General features: G+C 68.3%; 15 protein-coding genes. 8 read left to right on the forward strand and 7 right to left on the reverse strand.

Features of this window, described 5'->3' with window-relative positions:
• Positions 1-307: 307 nt before the first annotated feature.
• Positions 308-1,009 carry an iron-dependent transcriptional repressor DtxR gene (locus tag ASC66_RS07420; protein ID WP_055837092.1) on the reverse strand — a complete coding sequence of 234 codons (702 nt, stop codon included), beginning with the start codon at positions 1,007-1,009 and terminating at the stop codon, positions 308-310.
• A gap of 99 nt (positions 1,010-1,108) precedes the next feature.
• On the opposite strand from ASC66_RS07420, the gene serC reads away from it, so the two are divergent.
• Positions 1,109-2,224 (forward strand): phosphoserine transaminase, encoded by a 1,116-nt coding sequence (gene serC / locus ASC66_RS07425; protein WP_055837096.1) that lies wholly within the window; start codon positions 1,109-1,111, stop codon positions 2,222-2,224.
• Positions 2,225-2,257: 33 nt separating this feature from the next.
• Complete coding sequence (locus ASC66_RS07430; protein WP_235496764.1) at positions 2,258-2,479, forward strand: DUF2530 domain-containing protein; 222 nt, start codon at positions 2,258-2,260, stop codon at positions 2,477-2,479.
• 96 nt (positions 2,480-2,575) lie between these two features.
• Here the strand turns inward: ASC66_RS07430 and ASC66_RS07435 are convergent, their stop codons facing one another.
• Complete coding sequence (locus ASC66_RS07435) at positions 2,576-3,337, reverse strand: DUF3027 domain-containing protein (protein WP_353612519.1); 762 nt, start codon at positions 3,335-3,337, stop codon at positions 2,576-2,578.
• 1 nt (position 3,338) lies between these two features.
• Complete coding sequence (locus ASC66_RS07440; RefSeq protein ID WP_055837102.1) at positions 3,339-3,719, reverse strand: cold-shock protein; 381 nt, start codon at positions 3,717-3,719, stop codon at positions 3,339-3,341.
• Positions 3,720-3,821: 102 nt separating this feature from the next.
• Here ASC66_RS07440 and ASC66_RS07445 point away from each other — a divergent pair, with 102 nt between their 5' ends.
• Genes ASC66_RS07445 through ASC66_RS07455 form a run of 3 tightly spaced genes read left to right on the forward strand, consistent with a single transcriptional unit; the run spans position 3,822 to position 7,716 of the window.
• Positions 3,822-4,097 carry a hypothetical protein gene (locus tag ASC66_RS07445; protein WP_055837106.1) on the forward strand — a complete coding sequence of 92 codons (276 nt, stop codon included), beginning with the start codon at positions 3,822-3,824 and terminating at the stop codon, positions 4,095-4,097.
• A 5-nt stretch (positions 4,098-4,102) separates the two neighbouring features.
• Positions 4,103-6,019: a helicase-associated domain-containing protein gene (locus tag ASC66_RS07450; RefSeq protein WP_055837109.1), complete on the forward strand. Its 1,917-nt coding sequence runs from the start codon at positions 4,103-4,105 to the stop codon at positions 6,017-6,019.
• Between the two features lie 47 nt (positions 6,020-6,066).
• Positions 6,067-7,716, forward strand: a complete 1,650-nt coding sequence (locus ASC66_RS07455; protein ID WP_055837112.1) for a DNA repair helicase XPB — start codon at positions 6,067-6,069, stop codon at positions 7,714-7,716.
• A gap of 77 nt (positions 7,717-7,793) precedes the next feature.
• Here the strand turns inward: ASC66_RS07455 and ASC66_RS07460 are convergent, their stop codons facing one another.
• Genes ASC66_RS07460 through folE form a run of 4 tightly spaced genes read right to left on the reverse strand, consistent with a single transcriptional unit; the run spans position 7,794 to position 11,416 of the window.
• On the reverse strand, positions 7,794-8,531 hold the full coding sequence (locus ASC66_RS07460; RefSeq protein WP_055837118.1) for a pyrimidine reductase family protein: 738 nt from the start codon (positions 8,529-8,531) through the stop codon (positions 7,794-7,796).
• Positions 8,524-9,444: a dihydropteroate synthase gene (gene folP / locus ASC66_RS07465; RefSeq protein WP_055838363.1), complete on the reverse strand. Its 921-nt coding sequence runs from the start codon at positions 9,442-9,444 to the stop codon at positions 8,524-8,526. Before folP ends, ASC66_RS07460 begins: the two co-directional genes overlap by 8 nt.
• Before the next feature lie 53 nt (positions 9,445-9,497).
• A complete protein-coding gene (locus ASC66_RS07470) occupies positions 9,498-10,754 on the reverse strand; it encodes an NAD(P)/FAD-dependent oxidoreductase (RefSeq protein ID WP_055837121.1) in 1,257 nt (418 codons plus the stop codon).
• On the reverse strand, positions 10,751-11,416 hold the full coding sequence (gene folE, locus ASC66_RS07475) for a GTP cyclohydrolase I (RefSeq protein WP_055837126.1): 666 nt from the start codon (positions 11,414-11,416) through the stop codon (positions 10,751-10,753). Before folE ends, ASC66_RS07470 begins: the two co-directional genes overlap by 4 nt.
• A gap of 101 nt (positions 11,417-11,517) precedes the next feature.
• On the opposite strand from folE, the gene ASC66_RS07480 reads away from it, so the two are divergent.
• The 3 genes from ASC66_RS07480 to ASC66_RS07490 all read left to right on the forward strand — a co-directional run bounded on the left by ASC66_RS07480 (position 11,518) and on the right by ASC66_RS07490 (position 14,741).
• Positions 11,518-12,228: a helix-turn-helix transcriptional regulator gene (locus ASC66_RS07480; protein WP_055837139.1), complete on the forward strand. Its 711-nt coding sequence runs from the start codon at positions 11,518-11,520 to the stop codon at positions 12,226-12,228.
• Between the two features lie 41 nt (positions 12,229-12,269).
• Positions 12,270-12,959, forward strand: coding sequence for a response regulator transcription factor (locus ASC66_RS07485; RefSeq protein WP_055837142.1), 690 nt, complete (start codon positions 12,270-12,272; stop codon positions 12,957-12,959).
• An 87-nt stretch (positions 12,960-13,046) separates the two neighbouring features.
• Positions 13,047-14,741 (forward strand): sensor histidine kinase, encoded by a 1,695-nt coding sequence (locus ASC66_RS07490; RefSeq protein ID WP_055837144.1) that lies wholly within the window; start codon positions 13,047-13,049, stop codon positions 14,739-14,741.
• Positions 14,742-14,821 lie beyond the last annotated feature (80 nt).

Consider the following 14,821-nt stretch of genomic DNA (forward strand, 5'->3'; position numbering starts at 1 on the left):
TGCAGCGGGAACCAGTGCGGTACGTGTTGAACTGTGGGGGGCGCCTCGGCGAGAGCGCTTGGAACCTAATAGAGCCAAAGTTACCTCCGGCGCCCCAGCAGCACTAGGTAGCTGCCCCGTCCAATGCGCATACGCGTATTGTTTTCGAGATCAGAGACGGGTCTGGGGGACGTCTGCTCTCGAGTCCATCGACCGGCTTCTGGTCAGTGGGACTGAACCGAGGTTACCCGCTGACCTGGACGATGTCACATCGAAACACGCCGTTTCTAACGAATTGGTAACGCTTGCCGCCGCCGAAGCCGCGTGGTTACAGGGATTCGGCGGTCACAAAAATGTGGATGGCAACTTCGTTGGGAAGTTCCAGGCCCTCGCCGAAACCATCAACCTGCACCAGAACATAGGAACCGGCGGCAGAGAAGGTCCCGGTGGCACCGGGCATCACACCGGACTGCTTGAGCTGCAGGAGCAGCTCCGGATCGAACTGCACCGGCTCACCGAGGCGGCGCACGATGGCCTGCACGGGCTCCGTGTGGCGCCCGACGAGCTCGACGATGCTCTCGACGCCCTGCATGAACGGGGCGGCGGCGGGCTGGCCGAGCTCTTCGAGTCCCGGGATCGGGGTGCCGTAGGGCGATTCGGTCGGGAACTTGAGGATCTCGAGGAGCTTCCGCTCCACCTGCTCGCTCATCACGTGCTCCCAGCGGCAGGCCTCGTCGTGGACGAGTTCCCACTCCAGGCCGATGACGTCGGAGAGCAGAACCTCGGCCAGGCGGTGCTTGCGCATCACGTGCACGGCCTTGCTGCGCCCGTCATTGGTGAGCTCGAGGTGGCGGTCACCGGAGACGACGACGAGGCCGTCGCGCTCCATGCGGGCGATCGTCTGCGAGACGGTCGGGCCAGAGTGGCCGAGTCGCTCAGAAATACGCGCGCGCAGCGGCACGATGTTCTCTTCCTCGAGATCCAGGATCGTGCGGAGGTACATCTCCGTGGTGTCGATGAGATCCGTCATTCGCGCCTCCCCATACATAACTCACGCTCGCGTGCACAGCGCTTCGTGCACGCAGGTAACAAGACTACCTGCCCCGCGGTGCCCACTTAGACTCTTCTCATGCCGCAGATTACGATTCCCGCCGCCCTCCTGCCCGCCGATGGTCGATTCGGATGCGGTCCGTCCAAGGTCCGTCGCGAACAGCTCGACTACCTCGCCGGTGCCGGCTCCGCCATCCTCGGCACCTCGCACCGCCAGGCCCCGGTCAAGGACATGGTCGGCCGTGTGCGTGCAGGACTCAGTGAGCTCTTCCGCGCTCCGGAGGGCTACGAGGTCGTGCTCGGCAACGGCGGCTCGACCGCGTTCTGGGACGCGGCATCCTTCGGCCTCATCGAACGCCGCAGCCAGAACCTGAGCTTCGGGGAGTTCGGTTCCAAGTTCGCCACCGCCGCAGGTGCCCCGTGGCTCGAGGCACCCGATGTGCGCAAGGCGGATGCCGGCTCCGTCGCCACCGCTGAGGCCGTTGCCGGCGTCGACGTCTACGCCTGGCCGCACAACGAGACCTCGACCGGTGCCGCCGCTCCCGTGACCCGCGTGGACGGCGATGCCGGTGCCCTCACGGTGATCGACGCGACGAGCGCAGCAGGAGGCATCGACTTCGAGCTCAGCGAGACCGACATCTACTACTTCGCGCCGCAGAAGAACTTCGCCTCGGACGGCGGCCTCTGGTTCGCACTGTTCTCCCCCGCAGCGATCGAGCGCGTCGAGCGCGTCGCCGCCAGCGGCCGCTACATCCCCGAGTTCCTCAGCCTGAAGAACGCCGTCGACAACTCGCGGCTCAACCAGACGCTGAACACCCCTGCCCTCTCCACGCTGCTGCTGCTGGAGAACCAGGTGGACTGGATCAACGAGAACGGCGGCCTGAGCTGGTCCGGCGCCCGCACGGCCGAGTCTTCCGGTGTGCTCTACGACTGGGCGGAGCGAGTCGACTACGCGACCCCCTTCGTCACGGATGCCGCCCACCGCTCCCCCGTTGTCGTCACGATCGACTTCGACGACGCGATCGATGCGTCGGCCGTGGCCAAGGCACTGCGCGCCAACGGCATCGTCGACACCGAGCCTTACCGCAAGCTCGGTCGCAACCAGCTGCGCGTGGCCACCTTCACGGCAATCGAACCCGATGACGTGCGCGCTCTGGTCGCCTCGATCGAGTACGTGGTCGGCGAGCTCGGCTGATCCACCGGAACGGGGGGCCTGATGCGATTCTGGTTGAAAGACAGCGAGCGGCGGCCTGATCCGCTGCCCGTCCGCACCGATGCCCGCAAGGCGGTTCTCGCCGGAACCGCGCTGTGGGTGATCGCGGCGGTGCTGTGCGCGTTGTTCCTGCCGCAATTGGATGCCGCCGGCTTCGCCTGGTGGCTGGGCTGCGCGCTCTTCGGCGCGGTCCTCGGCCTCATCGGTCTCGTCGTGGTGCAGCGCCGCCGTCGCTGAGACCGCACCTGCCCCAGAACGCAGTCATGGCCCTGAAACCGGTGGTTTCAGGGCCATGATTGCGTCGTCGAGGGCCGTTACGGCCGCGCTGCTCGCTTAGGCGCGAGCTGCGTCGTCGTTCTCGTCGTCATCGTTCTCGTCGTCATCGTCGGCGTCGTCGTCGGTGTCGTCGTCGGTGTCGTCGTCATCATCGTCGTCATCGTCGTCGTCGTCGTCGTCATCATCGTCGTCGTCGGCGCTGTCGTCGTCCGAGTCGGTGGCGAGTTCCTCAGCGAGGTGGTCGATGTCGAGCCCGTCGATGTCTCCGGAGTGCGCCTTCTGCTGCACCTCGCCGGCGAAGTCGTCGTCGAAGTCGTCATCCGCCTCGTCGTCGTGCTCGTCATCCGACTCGTCGTCGTGCTCATCGTCGTCGTCATGCTCGTCGTGCTCGTCGTCGTGCTGCTCCGCATCGTGCAGGAGCTGCGCGGCCTGATAGTCGGCGAGGCGCTCCGACCACGGCACCCATTCGGGCGCAAGGAGCGCGTTCTCGCCCGGCATGAGCTCGGACTCGAGCACCGTCGGCTTGGCCTCGTCGCTGATGCGCGAGAGAGTCACGGTCCAGTGCCAGCCCGGGTAGCCGCTCAGACGGGACTCGAACATCAGGGAGAGCACGTGGTCCTCTTCCGCGACGTGACCGATCACCCGGCCGATCGTCTCGGCGGGCGTGAAGTCGAGCAGCGCGGCCCTGGCCATGTCGACGGCGGCGAGCAGCACCTCGTCGGCGACCGGCGGTGCGGCGGGCGGGGCCGGCAGAGCGGCGTCGTTCAGCTCCGGGGCGGCCTCGCTGGCGGCGTCCGTCGCGTCCTGTTCAGCGGTCATGTCAGGCATCGAGCTCGTCTGCGACACGGCGGAGCATCGCGGCGATCTTGTGGCTGTGCGAGCTCTCGGGGTAGCGGCCGCGCTTGAGGCCGGCTCCGATGCCGTCGAGCAGCTTGACGAGGTCCTCGATGAGGATCGCCATGTCGTCGGCCGGGCGGCGCGTGAGCTTGACCATGCTCGGCGGGGCGTCGAGCACGCGCACCGAGAGCGCCTGGGCGCCGCGCTTGCCGTCGGCGATGCCGAACTCCAGTCGCATGCCCGGCTTGACCGTGGTTCCGGCCGGCAGCGCCGAGGCGTGCAAGAAGACCTCTTGGCCATCATCGGAGCTGATGAAGCCGAAGCCCTTCTCGTCGTCGTAGAACTTGACCTTGCCGGTAGGCATATGTGAACCTCACTGAGTGAATACGCGGGCACGCCGAATTGCGGCGTCGTCCGTTACTAGCTTATTGGGTTACTGCGGCCATCGCCCCGTATCCTAGAGAATGTGAGCCTTCAGCAGCCCGAAACATCCCAGCGCCTCGAGCGCGTCTTCGCCTATATGGTGGCCGGGGTGATCGGAGCGTCGATCCTTGCCTTCATCGTCGTTCTGATCGGAACCGTCGCGGGCGTCGGAGCCAACGACGGATTCAGCCAGGGCATCTGGCCCTTCGTCTTCACCTTCCCGATGATCGGGTTGCCGCTCGGCTTCCTCCTGATCATCGCGCTCATGATCATCTCGAGCAGGCGCCGCAGCCGTGCGGCCCGCACAGACAAGCAGTAGCGGCCATGCTCGCCCTCGCCGCACGACTTCGCGCACTCACCGATGAGCAGTTGACGGCGGCGTTGGCGCAGCGCGAGTTCCCGCTCGCCGGCGTCCGCGACTACTTCGACCTCGCCGAAGCGCTCCTGGCCCCCGACTCCGTTCGGGCCGCACTCGCCACCCTCGACCGCACCAGGCTCGCCGTGCTGGCCGTCGCCGGAGACCTCCTCGCCGAAACAGGTACCGCACCAGACACCGCCGCGATCACGGCCCGCATCTCCGAACTCGGGCACGAGTCCATCGACGCCACGGTCGTGCGCGCCAGGGCCGAACGTCTCGACGAGTTGTTGCTCGGGACCCTGAGCGCCGGCAGCCAAGGCAACGGCGACGGTTCCGGCAGCGAGGCATGCTTCGCACCGTTCACGGCGGTGAGTGAACTGATGCGCGCATGGCCGAGCGAAGGCCTCCCGAGCAGCGCAGAACTCGCCGCCCCCTCCCCGCACGCGGGCGAGGACGACGAGCCCGACCGGGTCTCATCGCCCGGTGCGGCCGGGCTCGGAGACGCCGTGAACCGTCTCGCCGCAGAACGCGCATTCGGCACGACCTCCGTCGTCGCCGAACTCGTCACCTCGCTGATCAGCGATTCGGCCCGCGAACTCGCCCGCGGCGGGCTCTCCCTGCCCGATGCGAAGCGCCTCGCCCACGACGCGGCGATCGCCTTCGAGGAGGTTCCGCGCTACCTCGGGCTCGCCGAACGTGCCGGGCTGGTCGAACGCGAGGGCGCGCTCTGGCAGCACAGTGAGGCAGCGGAGGGCTGGCTGCTTGGCGGCACAGCCCAGCGCTGGCGCACCCTGGCTGCGGCGTGGCATCTCGGTCTCGCACCCGACGTTCGGGTGCTGCTCGCGGCCAGGGCCGAGCGGCCGTGGGGCCAGTTCCTCACCCGCGATGTGAGCTGGATCTTCCCTGCAGCCGGTGATTCGCTGCAGCAACGCATCGCCGACCGCACAACAGAGGCCGAGCTTCTCGGGATCACGGCGGGCGGGGTGCCCAGCGCAGCGGGAAGCGCTCTGCTTGAGCACGGCGCAGAAGCCGCAGAGGCCGCGGTGAGCGAGCTGCTGCCGCCGGAGGTCTCGACGGTCTACCTGCAACACGACCTCACCGCCGTCGCGCCCGGGCCGCTCACTCCCCCCATCGATGCGCGGTTGCGCACGATGGCGGATGTCGAGAGTCGCGAGTTCGCATCGAGCTACCGGATCACCACTGCATCCGTGAACCGCGCGCTGGGCGCCGGTGAGAGCGCAGAGGAGATCCTCGCCTTCCTCTCCTCGATCTCGTTGAGCGGTGTGCCCCAGCCCCTGCACTACCTCGTCACCGAGTCGGCCGCCCGCTACGGCAGGCTGCGTGTCGGGCCGGCCACAGACGACGGGCACTTCCAGGGCGCGATCCACTCGGACGACCCCGCGCTCATCCACACGGTGGCCGTCGATCACGCGCTCTCCCAGCTCGGGCTCCAGCAGAGCGGCCCGAACAGGCTGCTCAGCCGATTCACGCCCGATGTGTTGTTCTGGGCGCTCAGCGATGCGCGCTATCCGGTCGCGGCGCACGACGCGGACGGAGAACTCGTGCACCTGGCGCGCCGCCGGGTCGCCCACGCAGAGGCACCGCCCGCCGTCGACCCGCTCCCGGCGCTCGTTGCGACGCTGCGCGACTCGGATGCCGACACCGAACCGACCGGCCAGGCCTGGCTCGCGCGACAGATCGATCTCGCGATCCGCTCCAAGCACACGCTGCTGGTGAGCGTGCGGATGCCGGGCGGCGAGATCTCGGACTACCTGCTCGAACCGGCGAGCGTCGCCAACGGCCGGCTGCGGGCGCGCGACCGGCGCGCCGACATCGAGCGCACGCTTCCGCTCTCCAGCATCGCCGCCGTCACCACCGCCTGAGATCGGGCGGCATCCGTTCTCAGGCGATCCGCGTAGACTCGGCGGTTATGTCGGATGGCCCCCTGATCGTTCAAAGTGACCGCACCGTGCTGCTCGAGGTCGCGCACCCGCTCGCCGAAGATGCGCGGCACGATCTGGCGGTGTTCGCCGAGTTGGAGCGTGCCCCTGAGCACATCCACAGCTACCGCATCACCAGGCTCGGGCTGTGGAACGCGCGTGCGGCCGGGCACGACGCCTCCGACATGCTCGCCACGCTCGAGCGCTACTCCAAGTTCCCCGTTCCGCAGACAGTGTCGATCGACATCGTCGAGACGGTCGGCCGCTACGGCCGCCTCGTGATCGAGCGCGACGCCGACGGCGAGCTCGTGCTGCGCTCCACCGACGTCGCCGTGCTCACCGAGGTCGCGAACGCCAAGCGCATCGCGCCGCTGCTGATCGGGCGCCCGAGCCCCGACAGCTACATGGTCGAGCCGTGGGCGCGCGGCGCGCTCAAACAGGAGCTGGTCAAGCTGGGTTGGCCGGCAGAGGACCTCGCCGGCTACACGCCGGGGACGCCGCACCCGATCGACCTCGCCGAGAATGGCTGGGCGCTGCGCGACTACCAGCAGAAGGCCGTCGATAACTTCTTCGCCGGCGGCTCCGGCGTCGTCGTGCTGCCGTGCGGTGCGGGCAAGACGCTCGTCGGCGCCGGTGCGATGGCGACCGCGAAGACGAACACACTGATCCTCGTCACGAACACCGTCAGCGCGAGGCAGTGGCGCGACGAGCTGTTGCGGCGCACCTCGCTCACCGCGGAGGAGATCGGCGAGTACTCCGGGCAGGTCAAAGAGGTCAAGCCCGTCACGATCGCGACGTACCAGATCCTCACGGCGAAGCGAAAGGGTGAGTACGCACACCTCGCGCTGCTTGATGCGATGGACTGGGGACTCGTCGTGTACGACGAGGTGCACCTGCTGCCTGCTCCGGTGTTCAAGCTCACCGCGGAGCTGCAGGCGCGGCGCCGCCTCGGGCTGACCGCGACGCTCGTGCGCGAAGACGGCCGCGAGAGCGACGTCTTCTCGCTGATCGGGCCGAAGCGCTTCGACGCCCCGTGGAAGGAGATCGAGGCGCAGGGCTTCATCTCGCCGGCGAATTGCTACGAGGTCCGCATCGACCTGCCGCAGCACGAACGGCTGAGCTACGCCGCAGCGGCCGACGACGAGCGCTACCGGCTGGCGGCGACTGCACCGGCGAAACTCGGTGTCGTCAAGCAGTTGGTGGCGCGGCACCCTGGCGAGCGGATCCTCGTGATCGGGCAGTACCTCGACCAGATCGACGAGCTTTCCGATGCGTTGAACGCGCCGAAGATCACCGGCTCGACGCCCGTCGACGAGCGGGAGACGCTGTTCCAGGCCTTCCGCGAGGGCTCCATCGAGGTGCTCGTGGTATCGAAGGTGGCCAACTTCTCGGTCGATCTGCCCGAGGCGACCGTGGCGATTCAGGTCTCCGGATCGTTCGGCTCACGCCAGGAGGAGGCGCAGCGCCTCGGCCGCCTGCTGCGGCCGAAGGAGTCCGGACTCACGGCGAGCTTCTACTCCCTCGTCGCCCGCGACACCGTCGACCAGGACTTCGCCCAGAACCGTCAGCGCTTCCTCGCGGAGCAGGGCTACAGCTACACCATCCTCGACGCGCACGCCCTCGACGAGCTCGCCGCCTAGGCCCCGATTCCCATGAGAGCGGCCAAATGGCCGCTTTCGGGGGCGAAAAGCGGCCATTTGACCGCTCTCAACGGACCTCAGCGGACGCGGGCGTAACGCAGCAGAAGCATGTCGCCGGCCGGCAGCGCGTGGACGAGGCGCATGGGCCGCGCCGCTTCCGGCGCGCCCTGCGCGATCCGCCCCGCGCCGCCGGCGACCAGCACCGGGCTGAGGCTCAGGCACAGTTCGTCGACGAGATCGGCGGCGAGCAGTTCGCCGAAGAGGTGCGGTCCGCCCTCGCAGAGCACCTGCGGCATCCCCCGCTCCGCGAGCGCCAGCATGAGCCGGGCCGGCCCGACGGCTGACGCACCGCAGTCGATCACGTCGGCCACCGCCGCGAGCGCCGCGCGCCGAGCGACCGGGGCGTCCTCGTGGGTCAACACGATGGGGCGCACGAGTGCCGTCCTGAAGAACGGATGAGTCGGATCGAGGTCGAGCGATGATGACACCACCGCCACGGGCGGCTGATCGCTGAGACCCATGCCTCGTCGCAACTCCACCTTGTCCGCCGGCAGCCTCAGCCCGCCGTAGCCCTCCGCTCGCACGGTGCCGGCCCCGACGACGATCACATCGGCAAGGGTGCGGAGCACCGTCATGAGGCGTTGATCCTCCGGGGAACCGAGTCCACCGCTCCTCCCGTCGAGCGTGACCGCGCCGTCCACGCTGCTCACGAAATTCGCTCGCAGCCGTGGGGCCGCCCGGTCGGGAAGCGCGTAGGCGGCGAGGAGCTCGGCGTCGCTCGGGACGGCATCCGCGTGGATCGTGGTGTCAGTCATGGCTGTTGGACTCCCCCATGTTGTGCTTCAGGAAGGCCGGCTGCCGCAGGCCGAGGATCGCCTCCGTCATCCGCACGGCCGCGACGCTCTCTGCCACGTTGTGCATGCGCACGATGCGCGCACCGGCGAGGATGCACGCGACCATGGCCGCGAGCGAGCCCTCGAGCCTGGCCTCCCGCGGGGCGTCGAGCGTCTCACCGATGAAGTCCTTGTTCGACACCGCCACGAGGGTCGGGTGCCCCAACGCGGTGAGCTCGCCGAGCCGGCGCGTGATCTCGAGCGTGTGCAGCGTGTTCTTGTTGAGGTCGTGGCCGGGATCGACGACGATGCGCTGCTCCGGCACCCCGCGCGCCATCGCCAACTCGACGCGGCGCAGCAGGTAGTCACTGATCTCGACGACGACATCGTTGTAGCGCGGGTGGGGGTATTGCGTGCGCGGGCTGGCGAGGCTGTGCGTGATGACCAGCGTCGCCTCACTGTCGGCGACGACGTTCGCGAGCTCGGGGTGGAACAGGCCCGTCGTGTCGTTGATCACCGTCGCGCCCGCCTCGATGCCGCGGCGGGCGACCTCCGGCTGGAAGGTGTCGACCGAGATCACACAGTCGGATGCCGCGCGCACGGCGCGCACGACCGGCAAGACGCGGTCGCACTCCTCGGCGACGGGCAGCTCCGGGCCTGGCGCGAACGGCACCCCGCCGATGTCGACCCAGTCCGCGCCGGCGGCGACCGCGGCGAGCGAGGCCTGCACGGCGTGCTCGAGCGCGAACGTGGCGCCCCGATCGTAGAAGGAGTCCGGCGTGCGGTTCACCACCGCCATGACGGCGACCTGGCGCGAGAAGTCGAACTCGCGGGCGCCGATTCGGCGCATCGGATGCCGCAGCAGCGGTTGCGGAAAGCTCGAGACGGAGTCCATGACCCGATTCTGCCGCACGCCGGCCACGGTCGCGTTCGCGGCCGCGTTCCCCCTCATCGTTCGACACCGCCGAGCAACGAATCCAGCGGAACGTCCGAATCGGCCAGCCGGGCGGCATCCACCGGCGCCACACTCCTGATCAGTGCCTGCACGGCCTCGTTCACGTCCCACTGATTGACGTTCATGCCGGCCACCACACGGTGCCCGCGCAGCCAGAAGGCGATGAACTTCCGCTCCGCCAGGCTCCCCCGCACCACGAGTTCCGCATCGGCCGCCAATATGCCGTAGCCGGAATACTCCATGCCGAGGTCGAACTGGTCGGTGTAGAAGTAGGGGATCCGGTCATAGGAGGTCCGGCGCCCGGCCATCGACTCCCCGGCCGCGAAGCCGGCGTCTTTCGCCACCGCCCAGTGTTCGACTCTGAGATGGCTGGCGAGCACCGGGTGGAAGACGTTCGCGACGTCGCCGACGGCGTACACGTCCGGGTGCGAGCTACGGAAGCCGTCGTCGACGAGGATGCCGTTGTCGAGAGCGAGCCCGGCCGCCTCCGCGAGCTCGAGGTTCGGCAGCGCGCCGATGCCGACAACGACGACATCCGCCGGCACCAGTTCTCCGCTGCTCAGGCGCACGCCGGTCACCTCACCCGCTCGCTCGCCGACGCCGCCCTCGATGCCATCGACGCCTGTGGCGTTGCGGAGGTCGACGCCATTGCTCCGGTGCAGGGCGTCGAAGACGGCACCGATCTCGCGTCCGAGCACGTTCTCCAGCGGAACGGACTCTCGGCCGAGCACCGTGACGGTGTTGCCGTAGCCCCGTGCCGCCGAGGCTACCTCGAGCCCGATCCATCCGGAACCGATGATGACGACGCGCCTGCCGCCCGGCGCGAGCGCCTGGGCGAGTGACTCGGACTCGCCGACCGAGCGGAGGTGGTGCACGCCGCCCAGCTCGGCGCCAGGCCCCGGGAATCGTCGCGAGCGGGCGCCTGTCGCGATCAACAATTTGTCGTAGCGCAACTCGTCGCCGCCGTCGAGGAGGAGGCGGTGGTCGTCGAGGTCGATGGCCGCGACCGCCTGCCCGCGGAGCACGCGGACGTCGTGTTCGGCGTACCAGTCGTCGTCGTGCACGAAGATGCTTCCGCGCTCCGCCGAGCCGGACAGGTACTCCTTTGAGAGCGGCGGCCGGATGTACGGGTACTCCGGCTCGCCCGCGACGATGGTCACCGCGCCGCCGAAGCCTGCCGCGCGCATGCCCTCTGCGGCGCGGGCGGCGGCGAGACCACCACCGATGATCACGTGATGGGAGACGTTCATGATCCCGCGGCACCGATCTGGCGGCCACAGGCGGCGAGGAACTCGCTCCGCGCCTCGCGATCGCCGCGGAGCTCGCCGTGCCACGCGCTCGTGCTCGTACGCGTTCCGACGACCCGCGCCCCGCGGGCCGACATGCACTGGTGTTCGGCCTCGAGCACGACCCCGACACCGCGGGCGCCCAACTCGGCGTGCAACCAATCGGCGACCTGCTGGGTCAGCCGTTCCTGCACCTGGAGCTCGCGGGAGAAGTAGTCGAGTACGCGGGCCAGCTTCGACAGTCCGATGATGCGCTCGCCGGGCAGGTAGCCGATGTGCGCCACACCCTGGAACGGCAGCAGGTGGTGCTCACAGAGTGAACTGAACGGGATATCGCGCACGAGGACCAGCTCGCGGTAGTTCTCGTCGTTGGCGAAACTCGTCGCCTCGAACTCACGCGGCGTCAGCATCTCGATGAAGGCGTCGGCGACTCGACGCGGGGTGTCGGCCAGGTGCGGGCTCTCGGGGTCGCGCCCCAACGCCCGGAGGAGATCGGCCACTGCCTCGATCGCGAGCGCGCGATCCGGCTCCCGTGACGGCACCGCGTGCACTGCACTCCGTTGCTGGAGCGAGTGAGCGGTATGCGCCGCGGATTCTTCACCGAGCTGGGCGATCTGTGAGGACATGGCGTGCCTTTCTCGCGGCGGAGCTGGTTCTGCTGCTCGTGCTTTCGACAGTAGAACCGAAAACTTCTTGCGTCAAGATTGATTTGTTTTAGAATGGCCCCATGACGTCAACCCGCCGCCCACTGCCGCAGGACATCGGTGCCATCGCGGCGCTGGACGATCCGGCTCGGCGCGCGCTCTACCAGCTGATCACAGACAGCGCGGAGCCGCTCGGGCGGGATGCCGCTGCGACCGCACTCGGCCTCAGCCGCAGCACGACGGCCTTCCATCTCGACCGGCTCGCCGACGCCGGACTGCTCAGCGTCGAGTTCCGTCGGATCAGCGGCAAGACCGGTCCGGGGTCCGGCCGACCGGCCAAGCTCTATCGGCGGGCGCCCGGCGAGCTGAGCGTCAGCTTGCCGGCCAGGCACTACGACCTTGCCGGTGAGCTCATGGCGGAGGCGATCGGCGAATCCGGCGCGAGCGGCGAGCCCGTGCTGGAGACCCTCGCCCGCGTCGCGGCGCGCACCGGGCGCGCGCTCGGCGCGCAGGCCGGCGACCTGGCATCCACACTCGAACGGAGCGGCTTCGAGCCGCGCAGCGACGGGGACGGCATCGTGCTCGGCAACTGCCCATTCCACCGCCTCGCCGAGCGGAACACGGCGGTCGTCTGCGCACTCAACTTCGAGCTGCTCTGCGGCGTCGCGGAGGGCGCGGGCGACGACGCGCACGTGATCGTGGCCGATCCGGATGCCGGCGAATGCTGCGTGCGCGCGATCCCCGCCATCCCGCGGTCCGCCGCCGTCGAGCCGGGCGCGAAACCCGCCCACTAGACATTCAGCTAAGTTTCAGCTAACGCGCAGATACTGGGGTCATGACCGATGGACCTCGCATTCTCATTGTTGACGACGAGCCCAACATCAGGGACCTCCTCACCACCAGCCTGCGTTTCGCCGGCTTCGCCGTGCGCGCCGTCGGGAACGGCGCCCAGGCGATCTCCGCGGTGCTGGAGGAGGAGCCCGACCTGATCATCCTCGACGTCATGCTGCCTGACATGAACGGATTCGGCGTGACCAAGCGCCTCCGTTCGGCCGGTTACACGGCCCCAATCCTCTTCCTGACGGCCAAGGATGACACCGAAGACAAGATCACCGGCCTCACCGTCGGTGGCGACGACTACGTCACCAAGCCCTTCAGCCTCGACGAGATCGTCGCGCGCATCAAGGCGATCCTCCGCCGCACCATGCACGCCGAGGAGGACGCCATCATCCGCACCGGCGAGCTCACGATGGATCAGGACACCCACGAGGTGCTGGTCGGCGACGAGCCGATCGAGTTGTCCCCGACCGAGTTCAAGCTGCTGCGCTACCTCATGCTCAACCCCAACCGGGTGCTCTCCAAGGCACAGATCCTCGATCACGTGTGGGAGTACGACTTCAACGGTGACGCCGGAATCGTCGAGAGCTACATCTCGTACCTCCGCCGCAAACTTGACCTGCACTCCAGCGAGCCGCTGATCCAGACGAAGCGCGGTTTCGGCTACATGCTCAAGTCCAAGGGTTAGCCACCACGATTCGCTGACAGCCGTCCATCGGCAGTCTGAGCAGCAGCCCGGCTGTTGCTCAGACTGGCTTTCTACACTGAAAACCTCATGCATCAATCACTGACCGAACGCTGGAGCCGCATCTCGCTGCGCACCAAGATCACCGGCGTCACGGTGTTGATGCTCACCCTCGGCCTTCTCGTCGCCGGCATCGGCACGATGACGATGCTGCGTGTCTACGTGCTCGCGCAGATGGATGCCAGGCTCGCCACGACCGCGGCGTCGCAGACCACGCTCGAGCAGCAGTTGGCGGTCAGCTGTGACACGAGCCTGAACACGACCAGGGAGCGGACGGCATCCGAGTACTTCGTCGCGATCTTCGACGACTCCGGCAGCCTCTGCAATTTCAACTGGAAGAACAAGCCGGCCGACGAGCTGCCCGTGCCCACGTTCACCATGGATCTGCCGAGCATGATCAAGCTCGACGGCCGGGTCTTCGACCTGCACGACAAGGCCGGAGCCACCACCTTCCACGCGGTCGCCGTCCCCGTCACACTCAACAGCGGACCGGACGGCACCCTCGGCGTCGCACTCGTCGCCGTCTCGCTGGCCGAGACGGAGAAGACGCTCGCAACCTACCTGTCGATCTTCCTCGGCTTCGGAGTCGGCGTCATCATCCTGGGTGCATTGATCACCCGGATGCTGGTGACGAGTACCTTCGCGCCGTTGCGCGAGGTGGAGCGCACCGCCGCCGCCATCGCCGACGGCGACTTCAGCCAACGTCTCGGCGGCGCGACTCCGAACACGGAGGTCGGCCGCCTCAACCGCTCGCTCAACACCATGCTCAACCGGATCGACCGGGCATTCAAGGACCGCGCACGCACCATCGATCAGATGCGGCGCTTCGTCGGCGATGCCAGCCACGAGCTCCGCACCCCGCTCGTCTCGGTGCGCGGCTACGCCGAGCTCTACCGGATGGGCGCGCTGCAGACGCCGGAGGAAGTGGCCCAGGCCATGGAGCGCATCGAGAAGGAGGCCATCCGCATGGGGGGCCTCGTCGAAGACCTGCTCGAGCTGGCGCGTCTGGATGAGACCAAGCCGCTCGCTCTCGCGCCGGTCGACCTCGTGCCGCTCGCCCGCGACGCGGCCCTCGATGCGATGGCGTCATCGCCGGGGCGCACGATCACCGTCGTGACCCCTCCCCCGGCCACCATCGTCGACACAGGCGAGATCGAACCGCTGGTCCACCCTGCCGCGCCGGAGGGCGTGAGCAACGCGACCGGCCCGATTGCCTTCGCCGGTGCGACGTTCGCCAGACTCCGTAGCCGCAGGCCCCGCCGCCCCGGAATGGAGACGCCGCTCAACACGGCAACCGTCGTCGGCCCGAGCGAGGAGCCGAGTTCGGTGATGGTGCTCGCGGAGGAGAACAAGATCCGCCAGGTCTTCACGAATCTGCTCGGCAACGCCATGCGCTTCACCCCGGTCGAGAGCCCGATCGAGATCAGCGTGAGCCTGGATCGCAACACCGAGCGGGCGAGCTTCGCCATCGTCGACCACGGCGAGGGCATTCCCCCACAGATTCGCGAGAAGATCTTCCAGCGCTTCTGGCGTGCGGACACCTCGCGCGCCCGCGAGACCGGCGGCAGCGGCCTCGGCCTGGCCATCGTGTCGTCGATCGTCGCAGCGCACAACGGCACAGTCGACGTCGTCGAGACGCCGGGCGGCGGCGCGACATTCCGCGTGAACCTGCCGCTGGCCGAATCCGCTTCCGCGCCCAAGCCAGTCGTCCCCGACGCCCGCTGATCCGTTGCGCCTGCCCGACGCGGCAGGTCTCCTGTGCACAGGGCGGACGATCGACGCGTGCTCTGCACAAGCTCGAGAGC

Source organism: Leifsonia sp. Root4, assembly GCF_001425085.1.
Classification (GTDB): domain Bacteria; phylum Actinomycetota; class Actinomycetes; order Actinomycetales; family Microbacteriaceae; genus Microterricola.

Coding starts and splice junctions, on each gene's coding strand:
- ASC66_RS07420 (WP_055837092.1), bottom strand. CDS start 1,009: ATGACGGATCTCATCGACACCACGGAGATGTACCTCCGCACGATCCTG.
- serC (WP_055837096.1), top strand. CDS start 1,109: ATGCCGCAGATTACGATTCCCGCCGCCCTCCTGCCCGCCGATGGTCGA.
- ASC66_RS07435 (WP_353612519.1), bottom strand. CDS start 3,337: ATGACCGCTGAACAGGACGCGACGGACGCCGCCAGCGAGGCCGCCCCG.
- ASC66_RS07440 (WP_055837102.1), bottom strand. CDS start 3,719: ATGCCTACCGGCAAGGTCAAGTTCTACGACGACGAGAAGGGCTTCGGC.
- ASC66_RS07450 (WP_055837109.1), top strand. CDS start 4,103: ATGCTCGCCCTCGCCGCACGACTTCGCGCACTCACCGATGAGCAGTTG.
- ASC66_RS07455 (WP_055837112.1), top strand. CDS start 6,067: ATGTCGGATGGCCCCCTGATCGTTCAAAGTGACCGCACCGTGCTGCTC.
- ASC66_RS07460 (WP_055837118.1), bottom strand. CDS start 8,531: ATGACTGACACCACGATCCACGCGGATGCCGTCCCGAGCGACGCCGAG.
- folP (WP_055838363.1), bottom strand. CDS start 9,444: ATGGACTCCGTCTCGAGCTTTCCGCAACCGCTGCTGCGGCATCCGATG.
- ASC66_RS07470 (WP_055837121.1), bottom strand. CDS start 10,754: ATGAACGTCTCCCATCACGTGATCATCGGTGGTGGTCTCGCCGCCGCC.
- folE (WP_055837126.1), bottom strand. CDS start 11,416: ATGTCCTCACAGATCGCCCAGCTCGGTGAAGAATCCGCGGCGCATACC.
- ASC66_RS07480 (WP_055837139.1), top strand. CDS start 11,518: ATGACGTCAACCCGCCGCCCACTGCCGCAGGACATCGGTGCCATCGCG.
- ASC66_RS07485 (WP_055837142.1), top strand. CDS start 12,270: ATGACCGATGGACCTCGCATTCTCATTGTTGACGACGAGCCCAACATC.
- ASC66_RS07490 (WP_055837144.1), top strand. CDS start 13,047: ATGCATCAATCACTGACCGAACGCTGGAGCCGCATCTCGCTGCGCACC.